Here is an 18,644-nt window from a genome sequence, read left to right as displayed (position 1 = left end):
CCCATGGAAACGACAACTCGCCGTTCCGCCGCGGTGCGTGACGGCCTCGGTGTGGGTCTGGCCGTGGGGTTGTCCGGTCTCGCGTTCGGCGCGGCGGCGATCACCGCCGGGCTCAGCGTCCCCCAGGCGTGCGTGCTGAGCCTGCTGGCCTTCACCGGCGCCTCGCAGTTCGCGCTGGCCGGAGCGATCGGCGCGGGCGGCGACCTGACGGCCGCGGCCGCGGGCGCGCTGCTGCTCGGCGGCCGCAACACCCTCTACGGCCTGCGCCTGGCCGACCTGCTGAACGTCCGCGGCCCGCGCCGGCTGCTGGCCGCCCACGGCGTGATCGACGAGACCACGGCCGTCACGCTGGCCCAGCCGGACGAGCCGTCGGCGCGCACCGGCTTCCTCACCACCTTCGCCAGCCTGTACGTCGCCTGGAACCTCACCACCCTGGCCGGCGCGGTCGGCACGTCCTTCCTGGGCGACCCGCGGGTGCTCGGGCTCGACGCCGTGGGCCCGGCCACGTTCCTGGCCATCCTGTGGCCGCGGCTGGCCGCCAGCGGGCGGCTGCGGGTGCTGGCGGTGGCCGGGGCGGCGGTCGCGCTGGCGGCCAGCCCGTTCTTCCCGCCGGGCGTGCCGGTGCTGCTGTCGGCGGTCGCGGTGCTGGTGGTGATGGTGCGATGACGGTCTGGTGGGCGATCGTCGCGGTCTGCCTCGGCTGCTACGCGCTCAAGCTGGCCGGGCTGGCCGCGCCGCGCCGGGTGCTGGACCATCCGGCGGTGCGCAGGTTCGCCGAACTGGTGCCCGTGGCGTTGCTGTCGGCGCTGATCGCGGTGCAGATGTTCACCGAGCAGGGCCGGCCCGCGTTCGACCCGGCGCGCACGGCGGGGCTGGTGGCGGCCGTGGTCGCCCTGGTGCTGCGGGCGCCGTTCCTGGTGATCCTGGCGGCGGCGGCCGTCGTCACCGCGCTTGCCCGGATGTTTCTTGGGTAGTCGCCGTGCATGTCCGATTCTGCGGGGATGGTCGGTGGCCGCTACCGGCTGCTCAGGACGATCGGCCAGGGCGGTATGGGAACCGTGTGGCAGGCGCACGACGAGGTGCTCGGCCGTGACGTGGCCGTCAAGGAGGTGCTGCCACCACCGGATCTGAGCGGCCCTGAGCGCGAGGTGTTCGCCGTGCGCACGTTCCGCGAGGCGCGGGCGGCCGGCCGGGTGGCGCATCCGGGGGTGGCGGCCGTCTACGACGTGCTGGAGGAGGGCGGGCATCCGTGGATCGTCATGCAGCTCGTGCACTCCCGCACCTTGGGCGAGACCATCCGCGCCGACGGCCCGCTGCCGCCGGCCAAGGTCGCCGCCATCGGGCTGCAACTGCTGGAGGCGCTGCGCGCCGCGCACGCGGCGGGCGTGCTCCATCGTGACGTCAAGCCCGACAACGTGCTGCTGACCGAGGACGGACGGGCGGTGCTGACCGACTTCGGCATCGCCACCACCGAGGACGAGGCCCCCGTCACCAGGACCGGCATCCTCATCGGCACCCCCGCCTTCATGGCCCCCGAACGGGCGGCCGGCGGCCAGGCCAGGCCCGCCTCCGACCTGTGGTCGCTGGGCGTGACGCTGTACATGGCGGTCGAGGGCCACTCCCCCTTCCACCGGGACAACGCCCTGGCCACGCTCGGCGCGGTCATGCACGCCGAGCCGGAACCGCTGGCCCGCGCGGGCGTGCTCGCCCCCGTGCTGCTCGGGCTGCTGCGCAAGAACCCCGCGCAGCGCATGTCGCTGGAGGAGGCCGAGCAGCGGCTGAGACTGGTCCTGACCGGGGGGCCGCTGGAGCAGACCGGCCCGGTGCCGGTGCCCCCGATGGCCGTACGCCGCCCGCGCAGGATGCCGATCCTGGCCATCGCGGCGGGCGCGCTGCTGGTGGGCCTGGTCACCGGCGGCGCGGCCTGGTGGACGAAGCAGTCGGACCAGCCGGTGCAGGGCCGCGCCCCGACGATCCCGGCGGTCGTCACCCCGCCCGGCAGCGACGCCCCGACGGACGCGCCGAAGACCACCGTCACCGACTCCGAGCCGCCCCCGGCGACCTCGCATCCCTCGCAGTCCGCCGCGCCCCGGCGCAGCGCCCCCTCGCCCACCAGCGGCGAACGGACCAGCACCCCCGCGAAGTCCCCGGCGAAGAAGCCGACGCCGACCAAGTCGGCGGCCCAGCGGGACGAGCAGGACAAGAAGAAGGACGACGCCCCCTCCAGGACCCCCGGCCAGATCGACCCGTCGCAGGACGGCGAGGAGTAGCGGCCGCCGGCTCAGGTGTCGGCGGCGACGGCGTCGAGCGCCTTCTGCAGGTCCTCGGGGTAGTCGGTGCTGAAGGACATCCACTCGCCGGTGGCCGGGTGCTCGAAGCCGAGCGAGACCGCGTGCAGCCACTGCCGGGTGACGCCCAGCCGGGCCGCGAGCGTGGGGTCGGCGCCGTAGAGCATGTCGCCGACGCAGGGGTGGCGCAGGGCCGACATGTGCACGCGGATCTGGTGCGTACGGCCGGTCTCCAGCTTGATGTCCAGCAGCGAGGCCGCGCGGAACGCCTCGATCGTGTCGTAGTGGGTGACCGACGGCTTGCCGCCCGCGACCACGGCGAACTTGCCCTCGCCCGAGGGGTGGCGGTCGATGGGCGCGTCGACGGTGCCCCTGAACGGGTCGGGGTGGCCCTGCACCAGCGCGTGGTAGCGCTTGTCGACCGTGCGCTCCTTGAAGGCCCGCTTCAGCATCGAGTACGCGTGCTCGCTCTTGGCCACGACCATCGCGCCCGTGGTGTTGGCGTCGAGGCGGTGGACGATGCCCTGCCGCTCGGCCGCGCCGCTGGTGGCGATCGTGTGCCCGGCGCCGAGCAGGCCGCCGATCACTGTGGGGCCGGTCCAGCCGACGGTGGGATGGGCGGCCACCCCGATCGGCTTGTTGACCACGATGATGTCGTCGTCCTCGTAGACGATCGTCATGCCGGGCACCGGCTCGGCCACCGGCATCGGCGTGCTGACCGGGGGCGGCAGCGTCACCTCCAGCCAGGCGCCGGCGTGCACGCGGTCGGACTTGGCCGGCTGCCCGCCGTCGACCTGCACCTCGCCGGCGGCGATCAGCTCGGCCGCGCGGGTGCGCGAGAAGCCGAACAGCCGCGAGATCGCCGCGTCGACCCGCTCGCCCTCCAGCCCGTCGGGGACGGGCAGGCTCCGCCGCTCAGCCATCCTTGGGCTCCTTCCCGGTCTCCGCGGTGGTCCCCGCGGCGGTCTCCTCGGTGTGCTCGGTCTCCCTGGTGCCGTCGATCTGCACGTTGCGCCAGGCCAGCAGCACCGCCAGGATGCCGCCGCAGACGATCGCCGAGTCGGCGACGTTGAACACCGGGAAGTAGTCGATCACCGGGAAGTGCCCGGGCAGGACCTCGATGAAGTCCACGACGTGCCCCTGGAGCTGCGTGGACCGGCCGAACCCCGACGGTTGGCGCAGCAGCCTGTCGGTCAGGTTGCCGAGCGCCCCGCCGAGGAGCAGCCCGAGGGTGATCGCCCACGGCAGGCTGTGGAGCTTGCGCGCGGTGCGCACGATCGCCACCACCACGCCCGCCGCGATGAACGTGAACACGAACGTCATCCCCGTGCCGATGCTGAACGCCGCCCCCGAGTTGAAGATCACCCGGAACTGCAGGACGTCCTGGAGGACGACGAGCGGCGCCTTGCCTTCGAGCGTTCGCAGCACGATCGTCTTGCTGATCAGGTCAGCCGCGTAGACGACGACCGCCAGCGAGGTGAGGATCGCGAGGAGACGTCCGCGTGGCCTGCCTAGCGGCGTTCCTCCTTCTGCTTGCAGGCCACGCACAGCGTCGCCCTCGGGAACGCCTGAAGACGTTCCTTGCCGATCGGCTTGTGGCACGATTCGCACACTCCATAGGTCCCTGCGTCGATCCTGGCGATCGCACGTTCGTTCTGCGCGACCAGATCGCGCGCATTCAGGGTAAGGGCGATCTCGCGTTCGCGCTCGTACGTCTTGGCGCCGGCGTCCGCCTGGTCGTCGCCCGCGCCCTGGGTGACGTCACCAGAGGCTATCTCCGACTCGTGGCGGAGGATGTCGGCCTCGAGCTCGTCGATCTCGGTCCGCAGCCTGCCGCGTACCTCGGCCAGCTCCTCTTCCGACCACATCGACGGTGTAGCGGTCTGCGTGACTGCCGCCATGGCTGCCTCCATGCTGATCAAGGCCGTGAATGGTGCGGGCAGCTTAGGATCCTCATAACGGAACGGCAAACGACCCGCCGGATGGTTTACCTCACCCGTACTATCCCGCCTCGCCCGTTCAACTCCTCCCCAGGGACGTCCATTCCCACAAATTTCCTCCTTGCGTACCAACGCCTCCGGCTGCGGGAGGAAACCTGGAAGTCTTCGGCTCCACTCTGCGTTATGGTTTGAGACTGCAAGGCGTTGATGGGGCCCCGCTGTGAGGGATATCACCCCGGAGCCGCCGGAAGAACGGCTCGGCAGAGCTCACTAGACCCGGCAGCAAGCGAATGAAGAGGGCCTCCCCGGAGGCCAAGAAGGGTGGTACCGCGGAGCCGCGAGGCTTCGTCCCTTCGCGCACGCCACAACCGGCCGACGACGCGTGGAGGTCCCGCCCGACATGTCTTCCCCATCATTCCGCTCTCTTCCCGCGCAGGTCGACCTGCCCGCGCTCGAGCGCGAGGTCCTCGACCGCTGGCGGGACGGGAAGATCTTCGAGCGGTCCGTCGAGCAGAACGCCGGCAACCCCGCCTGGGTGTTCTACGAGGGCCCGCCCACCGCCAACGGTCTGCCCGGCGTGCACCACGTCGAGGCCCGGGTGTTCAAGGACCTGTTCCCGCGCTACAAGTCGATGCGCGGCTTCAGCGTCCCGCGCAAGGCCGGCTGGGACTGCCACGGCCTGCCCGTCGAGGTCGGCATCGAGCGTGAGCTGGGCCTGACCGGCAAGAAGGACATCGAGGACTACGGCATCGCCGAGTTCAACGCCAAGTGCCGCGAGTCGGTGCTGCGGCACGTCGACGCGTTCGAGCAGATGACCGAGCGCATGGGCTACTGGATCGACCTGTCCCAGGCGTACCGGACGATGGACCCGTCCTACATCGAGTCGGTCTGGTGGTCGCTGAAGGTCGTCTTCGACAAGGGGCTGCTGTTCCGCGACTTCCGCATCACGCCGTACTGCCCGCGCTGCGGCACCGGGCTGTCCGACCACGAGCTGGGCCAGCCGGGCGGCTACGAGAACGTCTCCAGCCCCTCGGTCTACGTGCGCATGCCCGTGACGTCCGGGCCGCTGGCCGAGCTGGGCGCGGCGCTGCTGATCTGGACCACCACCCCCTGGACGCTGGTGTCCAACACGGCCGTCGCCGTGCACCCCGACGTCACCTACGTCGCGGCCAGGACCGCCGACGGCGAGGTGCTGGTGGTGGCCGAGCCGCTGCTGTCGGTCCTCGGCGAGGACGTCACCGAGGTCGCCCGCTACACGGGCCGCGAGCTGGAGCGCACCCGCTACAGCCGCCCCTTCGACCTGGTCGACATCCCCGGCGCCCACTACGTCGTGCTCGGCGACTACGTCACCGTCGAGGACGGCACCGGCCTGGTCCACCAGGCCCCCGCCTTCGGCGCCGACGACATGGCCGTCATCAAGCGGTACGACATGCCGATCGTCAACCCGATCGGCCCCGACGGCCGGTTCCTCGACGACGTGCCCATGGTCGGCGGCCGCTTCTTCAAGGACGCCGACGAGGAGCTCACCGAGGACCTGCGCCGGCGCGGCCTGCTGTACCGGGGCACCCACTTCGAGCACGCCTACCCCCACTGCTGGCGCTGCCACACCGCGCTGCTGTACTACGCGCTCCCGTCCTGGTACATCCGCACCACCGCGGTCAAGGACCAGATGTTGTCGGAGAACGCCAACACCAACTGGTTCCCCGAGACCATCAAGTGGGGCCGGTTCGGCGAGTGGCTGCGCAACAACGTCGACTGGTCGCTGTCGCGCTCGCGCTACTGGGGCACGCCGCTGCCGCTGTGGGTGTGCTCGGCGGACGAGAGCCACGTCACCTGCGTCGGCTCGCTGGCCGAGCTGAGCACGCTGGCCGGCCAGGACGTCTCCGCGCTCGACCCGCACCGCCCGTACGTCGACGACGTGACCTTCGACTGCCCCTCCTGCGGCGAGCTCGCCACCCGCGTGCCCGACGTGATCGACGCCTGGTACGACTCGGGCTCGATGCCGTTCGCGCAGTGGGGCGAGCACGGCAAGCCGGAGGGCGTCTACCCCGCGCAGTTCATCTGCGAGGCCACCGACCAGACCCGCGGCTGGTTCTACTCGCTGATGGCGGTCGGCACGCTGGTCTTCGGCCAGTCCTCCTACGAGAACGTGCTCTGCCTCGGCCTCATCCTGGCCGAGGACGGCCGCAAGATGAGCAAGCACCTGGGCAACATCCTGGAGCCGATCCCGCTGATGGACCAGCACGGCGCCGACGCGCTGCGCTGGTTCATGGCCTGCTCGGGATCGCCGTGGGCGGCCCGCCGGGTGGGGCACAACGCCCTGGAGGAGATCGTCCGCAAGGTCCTGCTGACCCTGTGGAACACCTCCTCCTTCTTCACCCTGTACGCCAACGCCGAGTCCTGGAGCCCGTCCGAGCCCGCTCCGCCGGCCGCCGAGCGTCCGCTGCTGGACCGCTGGGTGCTGGCCGAGCTGCACCGGACGGTCGCCGAGGTCACCGCGTCCCTCGACGAGTACGACACCCAGCGCGCCGGCCGCCGCCTGGCCGACTTCCTCGACGACCTGTCCAACTGGTACGTCCGCCGCTCGCGCCGCCGCTTCTGGCAGGGTTCGCGCGAGGCGTTCGCCACCCTGTACGAGTGCCTGGAGACGGTCACCCGGCTGATGGCGCCGATCACGCCGTTCGTCACCGACTACCTCTGGGACGTGCTGCGCGCGCCCGGCGCGCCCTCCTCGGTCCACCTGACCAGCTGGCCGCAGGTGCGCGAGGACCTGCTCGATCCGGCGCTGTCGGACCAGATGGCCCTGGTCCGCCGGCTGGTCGAGCTGGGCCGCTCGGCCCGCGCCTCCTCCGGCGTGAAGACGCGGCAGCCGCTGCGCCGGGCGCTGGTGGGCGCGCACGGCTGGCCGTCGCTGCCCGCCGAGCTGCGGGGGCTGGTGGCGGACGAGCTCAACGTCCAGGCCCTTGAGGACATGTCCGGATTCGACGCTGATCTCGTGTCGTACACGGTGAAGCCGAACTTCCGGGCGCTCGGGAAGCGGTTCGGGTCGCGTACCAAGCTGGTGGCCGCCGCGGTGACCGCCGCCGACGCCACCCGCGTGGCCCGTACGCTGCGTGGCGGCACCCCCGTCATGATCGAGGCGGACGAGCTGGGCGAGATCATGCTCGGCCCCGACGAGGTGATCGTCACCGAGCAGCCGCGCGCGGGCTGGGCCGTGGAGACCGGCGCCATCGGCACCGGCACCGGCGAGACCGTCGCCCTCGACCTGGAGCTGTCCGACGAGCTGCGCCGCGCCGGCCTGCTGCGCGAGGTGATCCGGCTGGTCCAGGAGGCCCGCAAGTCCTCCGGCCTGTCGATCACCGACCGCATCGACCTGTGGTGGACGGCCTCCTCGCCCGACCTGGCCGCCGCGCTGCGCTCCGGCGGCGGCACGGTCGCCGACGAGGTCCTGGCCGCGTCCCTCACCGAGGGCGCCCAGGACGACCTCCCGGCCCACCACGACGAGGACCTGGGCCTGACGTTCCACCTCCGCCGCGCCTGACCCAGGCCGCGATCCGTGCACGCGGGGGCGCCACCGATCACCTCGGTGGCGCCCCCGCGCGCGTTCGCCTCCTCTCGCATACCGAAAGGATCCCGTTCTGTGCCGAATCCGATCCGCCGCGCTTGCGCTCGGGTGTTCGTGGACGCGTCCGCCGTCGACCTGACCGGCGAGGACCTCGTGACGGAGTTCGCGTGGGACATGACCGCGACGGGCCTGGTCCAGGCCGATCCCGACGGCGACGGCGCGCGCATCGTGTGCGGCCAGGAGGTCGGCGACATCGTCGTCACCGCCGAACTGTGGGACGCCGCCCCGCCGTTGGCCACCGACGGATGGCAGGACGTCGCCGAGGTGTCCGTCGCCTGGCGATCGGCGTTCATGGACTTCGCGACGACGGGCGACGGCGAGAACCCCGCCGCACAGCTGGAACTGCCCCGCCCCGGCGACTACCGGCTGCGCGTCCACGGGCGCAACCGCGACGACGGCGACCCCCGGGACGACGACGCCCCCGTCGAGGAGTACCTGATCCAGGTGTGGCCCGCCCCGCGGGCCGGTCCCGTCACGGCCAAGTCCACCAGCCGGACGGCGGCCACGTGGAGAGCCCGGTGAGCTCTGCCCGGTCGCGGGGGCGTTCGGGGTTGCCCGGCGGTACCTCGTCCGGAGAAGGGCGGACATGCCGCGAATCGACACGCCGTGGGGCCCCTGGGAGGCCGCGCCCCTGGAGGAGGTCGTCGCGCCGCCGCGCCGCGACCGGCTCGCCGTCCGGCGGCTCCCGACCGGCTGGGACGTGCACGCCGCGATCAGCCCCGGCGCACCCTGGCGCTTCCAGCTCATGCTCGACGAGTCCGCCGAGGACGAGTGGATCTACCGCCGCGACCCGCTGATCCGCCGTCCCCTGACAGCCCTGACAATCATGCGGGACGACTTCCGGCACCTCGTCCCGGAGATGCGGCTCCCCTACAAGTCCACGGCTCCCCGCCCCACCCCTGGCTCCTTCGCCTGCGCCACAGCCCCCACCCCTGACGCCCGCCTTGGCGGACGCCGGACGAGCGCGGAAGGCCCGCTGGTGTGAACGGCCCTTGAGCCGGCCCCATGAAGATGGGCGTCCTTGAGCCCCGAAGGCCCGCGGGTCAAGGCGCGGCGGGCCTGGGGCGGGTGGGGGTTACTTGGCCGTCTCGCGGTCGTGCTGGCAAACCGGGCAGCTGGTCAGACCGGCGTCCTCGGCCTCGGGGATCGTCATGGTCTCCACGCCCGTCTCCCCCGCGCCCCTGATCAGCGGGCAGGTGGCGCTGTGGTAGCGACGGGTGCCGGTGATGACCTTGACCGTCCTCGGACGCCCGGCCGCCGGACCGGACGTGCCGCCGGCCTCGCCCTTCGAGCCCTCACCCGTCTTGCCGGGCTCGGCGCCGGGCGTCTCGCCCTTCGCCGGGCTCTCCTTGCCGGTCGTGCCGGGCTCGGTGTCCTTGCTCCCGGTCTTCGGCGCCGGGGCGGCCGCTCCCGCCGGACGGGCGGAAGGGGCCGGCGCAGCCCCAGAAGGCCGCTCGGACGCCTTGGAACCCCCACCGGAGGGTTCCGGCTGGACCGGCAGCCCGGAGGCGGTCACACGAGGCTGCGGCGCCGTGTCCGGGTCGGACGCGTCGTCACCGTCATCGGCGGGCTGTTCGACGGGACGTGCGGGCCGGTCGGTGGGCCCGTCGGCGGGACGTGCGGGCCGTGCGGCGGGCCGGTCGGTGGGCGACGGCCGGGCGGTCGAGGACGGCTTGCCCGGCGTGCTCTCGACCGGCTTGCCGGAACCAGCCGCGTCATCGCCCGTCTGGCCCGAAGCCGCCGCACCCGCACCCGCCTTGGCCGCAGCCGCGCCCTTGGACGGCCTGGCCGGAGCCGCACCCTCAGCCGACGGGCTCTTGGACGAACCTTCGGCCGAACTCTTGGACGCCCCCGAAGCCGGCGCCCCCTTGGAGGCGGCAGCAGGGCGCGAAGGGGCGGCCGACGGGCCCTTGGCGTCGTCCGGCGAAGAGGGACGCGCGGGCCGCTCACGCTCAGACGGCGGCCGGAAGTAGGAAGTCTCGATCTCCCCCTGCTCCTCGTCCGGACCGGCCCCGGAATCGGGCGCGGAATCGGCCCCGGAATCGGGCGCGGAATCGGACGTGGCGGCGGAGGGGGACGTGGCCGGGTCGCTCGCCTGCGCGGCGGCGGCCGGACGGCCGAACCACCCGGTGGCGCCCTCCTCGCGGGGGGCGGCGGGCTCCGGGGTGGGGGTGGAAGCCTTCGTGTCGGGCTTCGGCGGTACGACCGGCGGGCGCAGGTCCCGGGTCTCCGCGGAGGTCTCGGCCCGGCTCTCCGCCACGGCGGAGGGGGTGGCACCGGGACCGGGGGCGACGACGGGCTCGGGGTCGGCGGCAGGCGGCAACTGCCGTCCGCCGAGCGCGGCGTCCGGAAGGCACGTGGTGCAGGGCGTGAAGCCCTCCTCGCGTGCCTCCTCGTGGGTGAGCTCCTCGTGATCCCGTCCGGCCAGCTGGCGGCAGCCCGGCACGTGGTATCTCTTGCGGCCCGGGATCACCAGCACGATCGCGTCCGGCGAGATGCCGCTCGCCGCGGGGCGGCGAGGCGCGGAGGCCGGAACGGCGGTCCGCTGAAGCGTCTGCGGGTGCGGATGCGGGTGGGGTTGTGGCCGCGGGTGCGGCTGGGGCCCGGCAGGACCGGTCTGGTTGTACGGCAGGCCGGGCGGCGGGAGCGGGGCCGGAGGGGTGGCCGGCGCAGCGGCCCGCCCACCACCGGGAAACAGCTCGTGACGCCGCAGCAACGCCCCGATCACCAGGAACAGCGCGGACAGCACGCTGACCACGATGGACCACATGATCAGGAACGGCTTAGCCAGTACGAAGCCCGCGATCAGCAACACGACCGCCGCGAGCACCAAACCAGCACTGATAAGGATCACAGGGGGCTCTTTCGAGTGACAGGTCCTAGTGACCCGTTACTTTACCGGCGGTCGTTGTGCGGACCGTCGCCGCCGGGGAAGGCGCCCTGCGGAGCCTCGCCGCCGAACGGGTTGGGGCCACCGGGAAGAGGCTGCTGGCCACCCTGGGGAACCGCGTGCGACATGGCGGGGGCCTGACCCTGCGGACCGGACATGACCGGGAACCCGCCGCTGCCCTCCGCGGAGACGTTGAGCTCGGCGAGCTGGTTCTCCAGGTAGAGCTTGAGGCGGCTGCGGTACTCGCGCTCGAAGCTGCGCAGCTCCTCGACCTTGCGCTCCAGCTCGTCGCGGGTCTGCACCAGCGAGCCCATCGCCTGGCGGTGGCGCTCCTGAGCGTCGCGCTCAAGCGTCTCGGCGCGGGCGCGGGCGTCGCCGATGACCTGCTCGGCCTGGCGGCGGGCCTTGGTGAGGATCTCGTCGGCCTCGCGGCGGGCGCGGGTCACCGTCTCGTCCGCCTCCCGGCGGGCGTCGGCGATCGCCTGGTCGGCGGTCTGCTGGGCGAGGGCCAGCACGCGGGCCGCGGTGTCCATGTTGTCCTCGGCGGGAGGCATGCTCATGGCCACGGGCTGCGGCTCGGGGGCTCGCATCGGCTGCGGCTCGGGGGCCCGCATGGGCTCCGGCTGCGGCGGCGCCATCATCTCCGGCTTCGGCTGCTCCTGGACGGGCGCGGAGGCCATGGGCATGCCCATGCCGCCCGGCACCTTCCCACGCAGGCACTCGGCCAGTTTGGCGCGTAGCTCCTCGTTCTCTTGGATCAGGCGGTCGAGCTCAGCCTCCACCTCGTCGAGGAAGGCATCGACCTCCTCCTCGTCGTAGCCCGGCCGCAGCCGGGTGGTACTGAACTGCTTGTTCCGCACATCAGCGGGCGTCAGCGGCATTTTTTGGTCTCCTTGGCGCGCTTGGAGTCTGTCCGGAGGGACGGTGAACCCGAATCACTTCAGCGCGGACACGAGTTGGATCACGACCGGCCACCCCACCAGCCCGCCTCACCGGCCGCCCAGTGACCCAGCGATCTGGATCAAGATCAGAACGACGATGAACAGGACAGTGAAGCTTAGGTCAAAGGCCACCGTACCCAACCGGAGCGGGGGAATGAAACGGCGGAGGAACTTGAGAGGTGGGTCTGTCGCGGTGTACGTGGCCTCCGCCAGCACCAGCACGACCCCGGAAGGCCGCCACTGCCGGGCGAACGCCTGCACCGTCTCAAAGATCATCCTGCCGATGAGCAGTACCAAATACAGAGACAGGACTACGACCAAGATCCCACTCACGATCTCCACGGCCCGGCCGCGCCTCCACTTCTGGTGTGCCCTCCCGGCCGCGCGTGGACCCGGTTGGGTGCGATGGACATACAGAGACTCTAACTCTGGTTGAAGAACCCGCGTTCCGCGATTCGGGCCTTGTCCTCGGCGGTCACCTCGACATTGGCAGGGGACAACAGGAACACCTTGTTGGTAACACGTTCAATGCTTCCATGTAGGCCGAAGACCAGACCTGCCGCGAAATCCACGAGCCGCTTCGCGTCGCTGTCAACCATTTCGGTCAGATTCATGATGACCGGGGTGCCGTCGCGGAAGTGCTCTCCGATGGTTCGGGCCTCGTTGTAGGTCCGGGGATGGAGGGTCGTGATGCGCGCCAGGTCGGTCGTGCGGCGCTCCAGGATCGTCGTGGCGGGCCTGGGCGCGGGGACCGCGGAGTCGGCCTCCTCGTCGCGGTCCTGGACCGCCACGGGCCGTTCCTCGCCGGTCCGCTGGACATCGTCGTCGTAGGCGTACTCGTCGGTGTAGGTCTCGTACCTCTCGTAGCGGTCGTCCTCCACGAGACCGAGGTAGACCGCCATCTTGCGCATCGCGCCGGCCATCGCTACGTCGTCCTCCTGCTCATGGTCGCACTGGCTCGGACCCGTCGCCGGGGCCGAGGCGGCAGCCGTACCCCCTTGGAGCTCACCGCGGATCGACCTCTACTTGATCATGGGCCTGAAGACCCACTTGAGGGGACATTACCTGACGAAGGGCCTGCGACGACCGAGCAACGCCGTACCGATCCGCACGTGTGTCGCACCGTACGCGACCGCCTCGTCGAGGTCCTGGCTCATGCCCGCGGAGACCATCGTGGCCCGCGGATGCTGCTCCTGGACGCGGGTCGCGACATCGCGCAGCACGGCGAAGGCGCGGGCGGGCTCCACCCCCAGCGGGGCGACCGCCATGACGCCGCCCAGCCACACTCCGTCGGCCAGCGCCACCTCGTCGGCCAGCGCGAGCACGTCGGCGGGCCGGGCGCCGCCCCTGGAGGGGTCGTCGTCGAGCGCCACCTGGATCAGGCAGCCGACCTTGCGGCCCTGCCGCACGGCCTCCTTGCTGATCGCCTCCAGCAGCCGGAGGCGGTCGAGCGAGTGGATCACGTCGGCGTACCCGACGACGGACCGCACCTTGTTGGTCTGCAGCTGGCCGACGAAGTGCCAGGTCAGCGGCAGGTCGGCCAGCTCGTGCGCCTTGGGCGCGGCCTCCTGGTCGCGGTTCTCGCCGACGTCGCGCACACCCAGCTCGCACAGGATGCGCACGTCGTCGGCCGGTCTGGTCTTGGTGACCGCGATCAGGGTGACCTCGCCGCGGTCGCGGCCCACCGCGTGGCAGGCCGCGCCGATGCGGTCCTCGATCTCGGTGAGACCGGCCGCGATCTCGTCCCTCCGCACGTCTGTCTCCCTCTCCCTGCCTCCATCGCCCCGCAGTTCGGCCTGTACGCCGTACGCCACGATGGCCCCCTTTCCGTGCCGCGGGTCGGATCCCGGCACACACGACGGCGCCGCTCCCGTACGCCTGCGGGGAGCGGCGGTGGGTGGTGAGCTACTTGAGGAAGTCGGGGACGTCGAGCTCCTCCTCCTGCTCCTCGAAGATCACCCGAGGACGTTTGGGAGGCTCCGACATGCGGGAGGTGATGGGCGTGGGCGGGTTGGCCGGTTCGGGCGTGGGCCTCGGGATGGAGACCGGGGCCTGCGGCTCGTCGTCGCCGAGGGCGGCGACGGGCTCGGCGGCCTGGACCGGCTCCACCGGCCGCACCGGCTCGGGACGCGGCTCCGGCCGGGGCTCAGGACGCGGCTCCGGCCTGAACTCGCGCGACTCCGGGCGAGGCTCGGGGCGCGACTCGGGCCTGAACTCCTGCCTGGGCTCGGGCCTGAACTCCTGGCGCGGCTCCGGCCTGAACTCCTGGCGGGGCTCCGACCGCAGCTCGGCACGCGGCTCAGGACGCGGCTCGGGCCTCGGCTCAGGGCGCGGCGCGGGCGGCTCGGACTTCACGCTGGGCGAAGCCGGCACACCGGGCCGCAGGGCCGAGGACGACACCGGCGCAGCGGGCTGCGCGGCGGGCCTGGCGGCCGGCCTGGGCAGCGGCTTCTCGGCCGGCGGCGGCACGTCGTCGAAGCCCGCCGCGATCACGGTGACCCGCACCTCGTCGCCGAGGGCGTCGTCGATGACCGTGCCGAAGATGATGTTGGCGTCGGGCGCGGCGGCCATCGAGACGAGCTGGGCCGCCTCGTTGATCTCGAACAGGCCGAGGTCGGAGCCGCCCGCGATCGACAGCAGCACGCCGTGGGCGCCGTCGATGCTCGCCTCCAGCAGCGGGCTGGAGACCGCCATCTCGGCGGCGGCGACCGACCGGTCGTCGCCGCGCGCGTGGCCGATGCCCATGAGCGCCGAGCCCGCGCCCGACATGACCGACTTGACGTCGGCGAAGTCGAGGTTGATCAGGCCGGGCGTGGTGATCAGGTCGGTGATGCCCTGGACACCGGACAGCAGCACCTGGTCGGCCGCCTTGAACGCGTCGAGCACGCTCACCTGGCGGTCGGAGATCGACAGCAGCCGGTCGTTGGGGATCACGATGAGGGTGTCGACCTCGTCGCGCAGTGTCTCTATGCCGGCCTCGGCCTGCGAGGCGCGACGCCGCCCCTCGAAGCTGAAGGGCCGGGTCACCACGCCGATCGTCAGCGCGCCGAGCGACCGGGCGATGTTGGCCACGACCGGCGCGCCGCCGGTGCCCGTGCCACCGCCCTCACCAGCCGTGACGAAGACCATGTCGGCCCCCTTGAGGACCTCCTCGATCTCCTCACGGTGGTCTTCGGCCGCCTTGCGCCCCACGTCGGGGTTGGCTCCGGCGCCCAGTCCGCGCGTGAGCTCGCGGCCCACGTCGAGTTTCACATCGGCGTCACTCATCAGCAGCGCCTGGGCGTCGGTGTTTATGGCGATGAACTCGACGCCCTTGAGTCCCTCCTCGATCATCCGGTTGACGGCGTTCACTCCGCCGCCGCCAATGCCGACGACCTTGATGACCGCGAGGTAGTTCTGCGGTGCTGCCACGACGAGGGGCCTTTCCGCTCGTTGACTTGCCATTTCGGTGCGGATCGTCTCCGCTTTTTCTCAGTTTTCGTAACTCTCAACCTCAGGTTGAGATTTAGATTTATGTCAACCTGAGGATTGATACGGACAGTAGGAGGCCCCTACCAGGCGGGTCAACTAACCGCGCCGCAAGCACGTCCGGCGTGTCGCGGGCTGTCCGATTCGCTCCGGAGTCGCGCCTGGTCGGGGCCTTCCTCTGCCGAAGCTCCGATCTACAGGCTCTCACGCCGCGACCCCCACCTCGCACAGGCACGCGATGCCCTTGCCACGGAGTTGCCAGACCCTGACACTCGTGATCACTTCAAGGTGACGACGTCGGGAGAGCTGACGTCGTACAGGGTGGCCTTGCGGCTCAGGAGCGAGACCAGGATGCGGCCTTTCTCCTGCGGCCTGTCGGCCCCGCCCCACAGGACGGTACGGCCGTCGGACAGCTCCAGCGTCACGCCCTCGGCCGAGGCGGCGCGCACCTGCCGGACCTTGCCCGCCACCACCGGCGGCAACGCCTGGACGACCTGGAGCGCCGCCATGGTGGCCGGGTCGCCCGCGGCCGGCCGGTCAACCTTGAGCAACGGCAGCATGAACGGCGACGTGTCCTTGACCTCGATCACCACGCCCTGCTTGTCGACCACCGCGAACCGGCCGCCCGCGGGGATCACCGCGACCGGCTCGCGCTCGACCACCTCGATCCTGAGCGTGCCCGGCCACACCCGGTCGACCTTCGCCGTCGCGAGCTGCCGGATGCCGAGCACGCGCGCCTGGACGTCGGCCAGGTCGACCGTGGCCAGCGGATGCAGGTCGGGGACGGCGGCCTGCTGCTTGATGTGCTCGCTGGTCACTGTGAGATTTCCCACGATCTCGACCGACCGCACGCCCAGCACCGGCGAGAGGAACACCAGCCAGGCGGCCGAGCCGACCACCCCCGCCGTCAACAGCACCAGGAACGCGTTACGCGCCTTCATCGCCCTCCTCGCACGCCGGCTTCGAACGTACGCCGCCGGGCCGTCCGGCGCCCGCCCGCCACGCCCGTACGGCTCAGGACAGGCGCGCCACGAGCTGCGGCCCGAGCTCCGTCACGTCGCCCGCCCCCATCGTGAGCACGATGTCACCCGGCCGCGCCCGCCCGGCCACCAGGTCCGGCACCGCCGCCCGGTCGGGGGCGTAGGCCACCCGCTCGGCGGGCAGCGGCACGCGCCCGGCCACCATCGCGCCGGACACGCCCGGCTCGGGATCCTCCCGCGCGCCGTAGACGTCGAGGACGATGACCTCGTCGGCCAGCCCGAGGGCGGCGCCGAACTCGTCGGCGAAGAACCGGGTGCGCGAGTACAGGTGGGGCTGGAAGATCGCGATGACCCGGCCGGTGCCCGAGTAGGAGGCCACGACGTCGCGCGCGGCCCGCAGGTCGGCGGCCAGCTCGGTCGGGTGGTGGGCGTAGCTGTCGAACACCGCGACGCCGCCCGCCTCGCCCTTGGCCTCGAAGCGCCGCTTGGCCCCCGTGAAGGCCGCCAGGCCGTCTCTGATGTCCTCGAACGCCAGCCCCAGCTCGTCGGCCACGGCGATGGCGGCGGTGGCGTTGAGGGCGTTGTGCGCCCCGGGGACGGCCAGCCGCACGTCTCCCCTGCCCTCGATGGAGAACACCGTGCCGAAGCCGTCGGGACGCACCCCGGTCACCCGGTAGTCCTCACCCCGCTCGCCGTAGGTCCTGACCCGCAGCCCGCGCTCGCGCGCCCGCCCGACCAGCTCGGCGGCGCCCGGGTCGTCGGCGCAGACGATGAGCAGCGAGCCCACCCGGTCGGCGAAACGGGCGAAGCTGTCGTGCACCGCGCGCGGGTCGCCGTAGTTGTCGAGGTGGTCGGCCTCGACGTTGGTCACCACGGCGATGTCGGGGGCCAGCATGAGGAAGGAGCCGTCGCTCTCGTCGGCCTCGGCCACGAACACCCGGCCCGCGCCCTCGTCGGCGCCCAGCCCGGTGGTGACGAGCTGGCCGCCCACGCAGTAGGACGGCTCGGCGCCGCACTTCTGCAGCGCCACGGTGAGCATGGAGGTGGTGGTGGTCTTGCCGTGGGTGCCGGCGATGGCCACGCCGGTGCGGCCGGCCATCACCGAGGCCAGCGCGGCGGCCCGCGGGATGATCCGCAGGCCCTGCTTGAGCGCCTCGCCCAGCTCGGGGTTGGAGTCGCGGATGGCGGTGGAGACGACCACCGTGTCGACGTCCCTGATGTGCGAGGCGGCGTGCCCGATGTGCACGGTCGCGCCCAGCTCGCGCAGCTCGGTCACCAGCTCGGAGCTGCGCGCGTCGCTGCCGGTGACGCGGACGCCGCGCTTGAGCAGGATGCGGGCGATGCCCGACATGCCCGCGCCGCCGATGCCGATGAAGTGCACGCGGCCGAGGTCTTCGACGGCTACGGGATCGACCAGCTTGACGAGACTCATCGGGCTATCTCCAACACTTTCCTGGCAAGCATGATATCGGCGTCCTTGCGCCCCAGCCGGGAGGCGGCCTCCGACATGACGGCGACCCGTTCGGGGTCGTGGAGCATGGGCAGCACGTTCTGGATGATCCAATCGGGTGACAGGTCGGAGTCGTCGACCATCAGGCCGCCGCCGCCGCGCACGACGCGCTCGGCGTTGACGGTCTGCTCGCCGTTGCCGTGCGGCAGCGGCACGTACGCGGCCGGCAGCCCCACGGCCGTCAGCTCGGCGCAGGTCAGGGCCCCGCTGCGGCACAGCGCGACGTCGGCGGCGGCGTAGGCGAGGTCCATGCGGTCGACGTAGGGCAGCAGCACGTACTGGGGGTCGCCGGGCGGCGGCTCGTGCTCGACGGTGTTGTTCAGGCCGAGCACGTGGAGCACCTGGATGCCGGCCCGGCGCAGCACCGGCGCGGCGGCCAGCGCGGCCTGGTTGAGCGACCTGGCGCCCTGCGAGCCGCCGAACACCAGCAGCGTGGGCCGGTCGTTCTCCAGCCCGAACCAGGAGCGCGCCTTGTCGCCGGTGGACAGCCGGTCGAGCGTGACGATCTCGCGGCGCAGCGGGGTGCCGATGAACTCGGCCTTGGGCAGCGCGGCGTCGGGGAAGCCGGTGAAGACGTGGTCGGTCAGCCGGGCGCCCAGCCGGTTGGCCAGGCCGGGACGGGGATTGGCCTCGTGGACGACGATCGGCAGGCCCTTGCGCTTGGCCGCCAGGTAGGCGGGCGTGGCGACGTAGCCGCCGAACCCGACCAGGATGTCGGCGCCGACCCGGTCGAGGACGCCCGACACGGCGTTGATCGCCCCGGCCAGCCGGCCCGGCACGGTCAGCAGGCTCGGGGTGATCGCCCTGGGCAGCGGCACGGCCGGCACCAGTTCGAGATCGTAGCCCCTGGCGGGCACGAGCCGCGTCTCCAGGCCGCGCTCGGTGCCCACGCAGGTGATGCCGACGCTCCGGTCAAGATGGCGCAGCGCGTCCGCAAGGGCGAGCGCGGGCTCGATGTGCCCGGCCGTCCCCCCACCGGCGAGGACCACCCTCATCTCGGTC

18 protein-coding genes are annotated in these 18,644 nt (G+C 72.1%); 6 read left to right on the top strand and 12 right to left on the bottom strand.

The genetic code is table 11. The annotated features are described in order from the left end of the window. Positions 1-3 precede the first annotated feature (3 nt). Genes ACFYUV_RS08600 through ACFYUV_RS08590 form a run of 3 tightly spaced genes read left to right on the top strand, consistent with a single transcriptional unit; the run spans position 4 to position 2,270 of the window. A complete protein-coding gene (locus tag ACFYUV_RS08600; RefSeq protein ID WP_387666449.1) occupies positions 4-666 on the top strand; it encodes an AzlC family ABC transporter permease in 663 nt (220 codons plus the stop codon). After that, complete coding sequence (locus tag ACFYUV_RS08595) at positions 663-974, top strand: AzlD domain-containing protein (protein WP_358293921.1); 312 nt, start codon at positions 663-665, stop codon at positions 972-974. The genes ACFYUV_RS08600 and ACFYUV_RS08595 overlap by 4 nt, the downstream gene beginning before the upstream one ends. 9 nt (positions 975-983) lie before the next feature. Next, on the top strand, positions 984-2,270 hold the full coding sequence (locus ACFYUV_RS08590) for a protein kinase (protein ID WP_387666444.1): 1,287 nt from the start codon (positions 984-986) through the stop codon (positions 2,268-2,270). 11 nt (positions 2,271-2,281) lie between these two features. On the opposite strand, the gene ACFYUV_RS08585 is transcribed toward ACFYUV_RS08590, so the two are convergent. The 3 genes from ACFYUV_RS08585 to ACFYUV_RS08575 are packed head-to-tail and all read right to left on the bottom strand — an operon-like array spanning position 2,282 to position 4,189. Continuing rightward, positions 2,282-3,211: an RluA family pseudouridine synthase gene (locus ACFYUV_RS08585; protein ID WP_358293923.1), complete on the bottom strand. Its 930-nt coding sequence runs from the start codon at positions 3,209-3,211 to the stop codon at positions 2,282-2,284. Beyond that, positions 3,204-3,836 (bottom strand): signal peptidase II, encoded by a 633-nt coding sequence (lspA, locus tag ACFYUV_RS08580; RefSeq protein ID WP_387666439.1) that lies wholly within the window; start codon positions 3,834-3,836, stop codon positions 3,204-3,206. The genes ACFYUV_RS08585 and lspA overlap by 8 nt, the downstream gene beginning before the upstream one ends. Beyond that, a complete protein-coding gene (locus ACFYUV_RS08575; RefSeq protein WP_357705396.1) occupies positions 3,800-4,189 on the bottom strand; it encodes a TraR/DksA C4-type zinc finger protein in 390 nt (129 codons plus the stop codon). Before ACFYUV_RS08575 ends, lspA begins: the two co-directional genes overlap by 37 nt. 439 nt (positions 4,190-4,628) lie before the next feature. Here ACFYUV_RS08575 and ileS point away from each other — a divergent pair, with 439 nt between their 5' ends. The 3 genes from ileS to ACFYUV_RS08560 all read left to right on the top strand — a co-directional run bounded on the left by ileS (position 4,629) and on the right by ACFYUV_RS08560 (position 8,838). After that, on the top strand, positions 4,629-7,769 hold the full coding sequence (ileS, locus tag ACFYUV_RS08570; RefSeq protein ID WP_387666436.1) for an isoleucine--tRNA ligase: 3,141 nt from the start codon (positions 4,629-4,631) through the stop codon (positions 7,767-7,769). Positions 7,770-7,907: 138 nt separating this feature from the next. After that, positions 7,908-8,375: a hypothetical protein gene (locus ACFYUV_RS08565; protein WP_387666433.1), complete on the top strand. Its 468-nt coding sequence runs from the start codon at positions 7,908-7,910 to the stop codon at positions 8,373-8,375. A 64-nt stretch (positions 8,376-8,439) separates the two neighbouring features. After that, the gene (locus tag ACFYUV_RS08560; RefSeq protein WP_387666430.1) at positions 8,440-8,838 is read left to right on the top strand and encodes a hypothetical protein; all 399 of its coding nucleotides are present in this window, start codon (positions 8,440-8,442) and stop codon (positions 8,836-8,838) included. Between the two features lie 90 nt (positions 8,839-8,928). Here the strand turns inward: ACFYUV_RS08560 and ACFYUV_RS08555 are convergent, their stop codons facing one another. The 9 genes from ACFYUV_RS08555 to murG all read right to left on the bottom strand — a co-directional run bounded on the left by ACFYUV_RS08555 (position 8,929) and on the right by murG (position 18,637). Further along, complete coding sequence (locus ACFYUV_RS08555) at positions 8,929-10,686, bottom strand: hypothetical protein (RefSeq protein WP_387666427.1); 1,758 nt, start codon at positions 10,684-10,686, stop codon at positions 8,929-8,931. Positions 10,687-10,748: 62 nt separating this feature from the next. After that, positions 10,749-11,624, bottom strand: a complete 876-nt coding sequence (locus ACFYUV_RS08550) for a DivIVA domain-containing protein (RefSeq protein ID WP_352325076.1) — start codon at positions 11,622-11,624, stop codon at positions 10,749-10,751. A 108-nt stretch (positions 11,625-11,732) separates the two neighbouring features. After that, entirely contained in the window at positions 11,733-12,026 is a 294-nt protein-coding gene (locus ACFYUV_RS08545) for a YggT family protein (protein WP_125630468.1), read from the bottom strand. An 80-nt stretch (positions 12,027-12,106) separates the two neighbouring features. After that, the gene (locus ACFYUV_RS08540) at positions 12,107-12,607 is read right to left on the bottom strand and encodes a cell division protein SepF (protein WP_357968056.1); all 501 of its coding nucleotides are present in this window, start codon (positions 12,605-12,607) and stop codon (positions 12,107-12,109) included. Between the two features lie 138 nt (positions 12,608-12,745). Then, positions 12,746-13,438 (bottom strand): YggS family pyridoxal phosphate-dependent enzyme, encoded by a 693-nt coding sequence (locus ACFYUV_RS08535; protein WP_387666423.1) that lies wholly within the window; start codon positions 13,436-13,438, stop codon positions 12,746-12,748. Positions 13,439-13,589: 151 nt separating this feature from the next. Beyond that, a complete protein-coding gene (ftsZ, locus tag ACFYUV_RS08530; RefSeq protein ID WP_387666420.1) occupies positions 13,590-15,095 on the bottom strand; it encodes a cell division protein FtsZ in 1,506 nt (501 codons plus the stop codon). A 335-nt stretch (positions 15,096-15,430) separates the two neighbouring features. Beyond that, a complete protein-coding gene (locus ACFYUV_RS08525) occupies positions 15,431-16,093 on the bottom strand; it encodes a cell division protein FtsQ/DivIB (RefSeq protein WP_387666417.1) in 663 nt (220 codons plus the stop codon). Positions 16,094-16,166: 73 nt separating this feature from the next. Then, on the bottom strand, positions 16,167-17,564 hold the full coding sequence (gene murC / locus ACFYUV_RS08520) for a UDP-N-acetylmuramate--L-alanine ligase (protein ID WP_358293937.1): 1,398 nt from the start codon (positions 17,562-17,564) through the stop codon (positions 16,167-16,169). Further along, positions 17,561-18,637, bottom strand: coding sequence for an undecaprenyldiphospho-muramoylpentapeptide beta-N-acetylglucosaminyltransferase (gene murG, locus ACFYUV_RS08515; RefSeq protein ID WP_352358438.1), 1,077 nt, complete (start codon positions 18,635-18,637; stop codon positions 17,561-17,563). Before murG ends, murC begins: the two co-directional genes overlap by 4 nt. Positions 18,638-18,644: the final 7 nt, after the last annotated feature.

The organism is Nonomuraea sp. NPDC003560 (assembly GCF_042878785.1).
Taxonomy (GTDB): Bacteria; Actinomycetota; Actinomycetes; order Streptosporangiales; family Streptosporangiaceae; genus Nonomuraea.
Note: the sequence above shows the minus strand (reverse complement) of the source record. Positions and strands in the feature narration are given on the sequence as shown.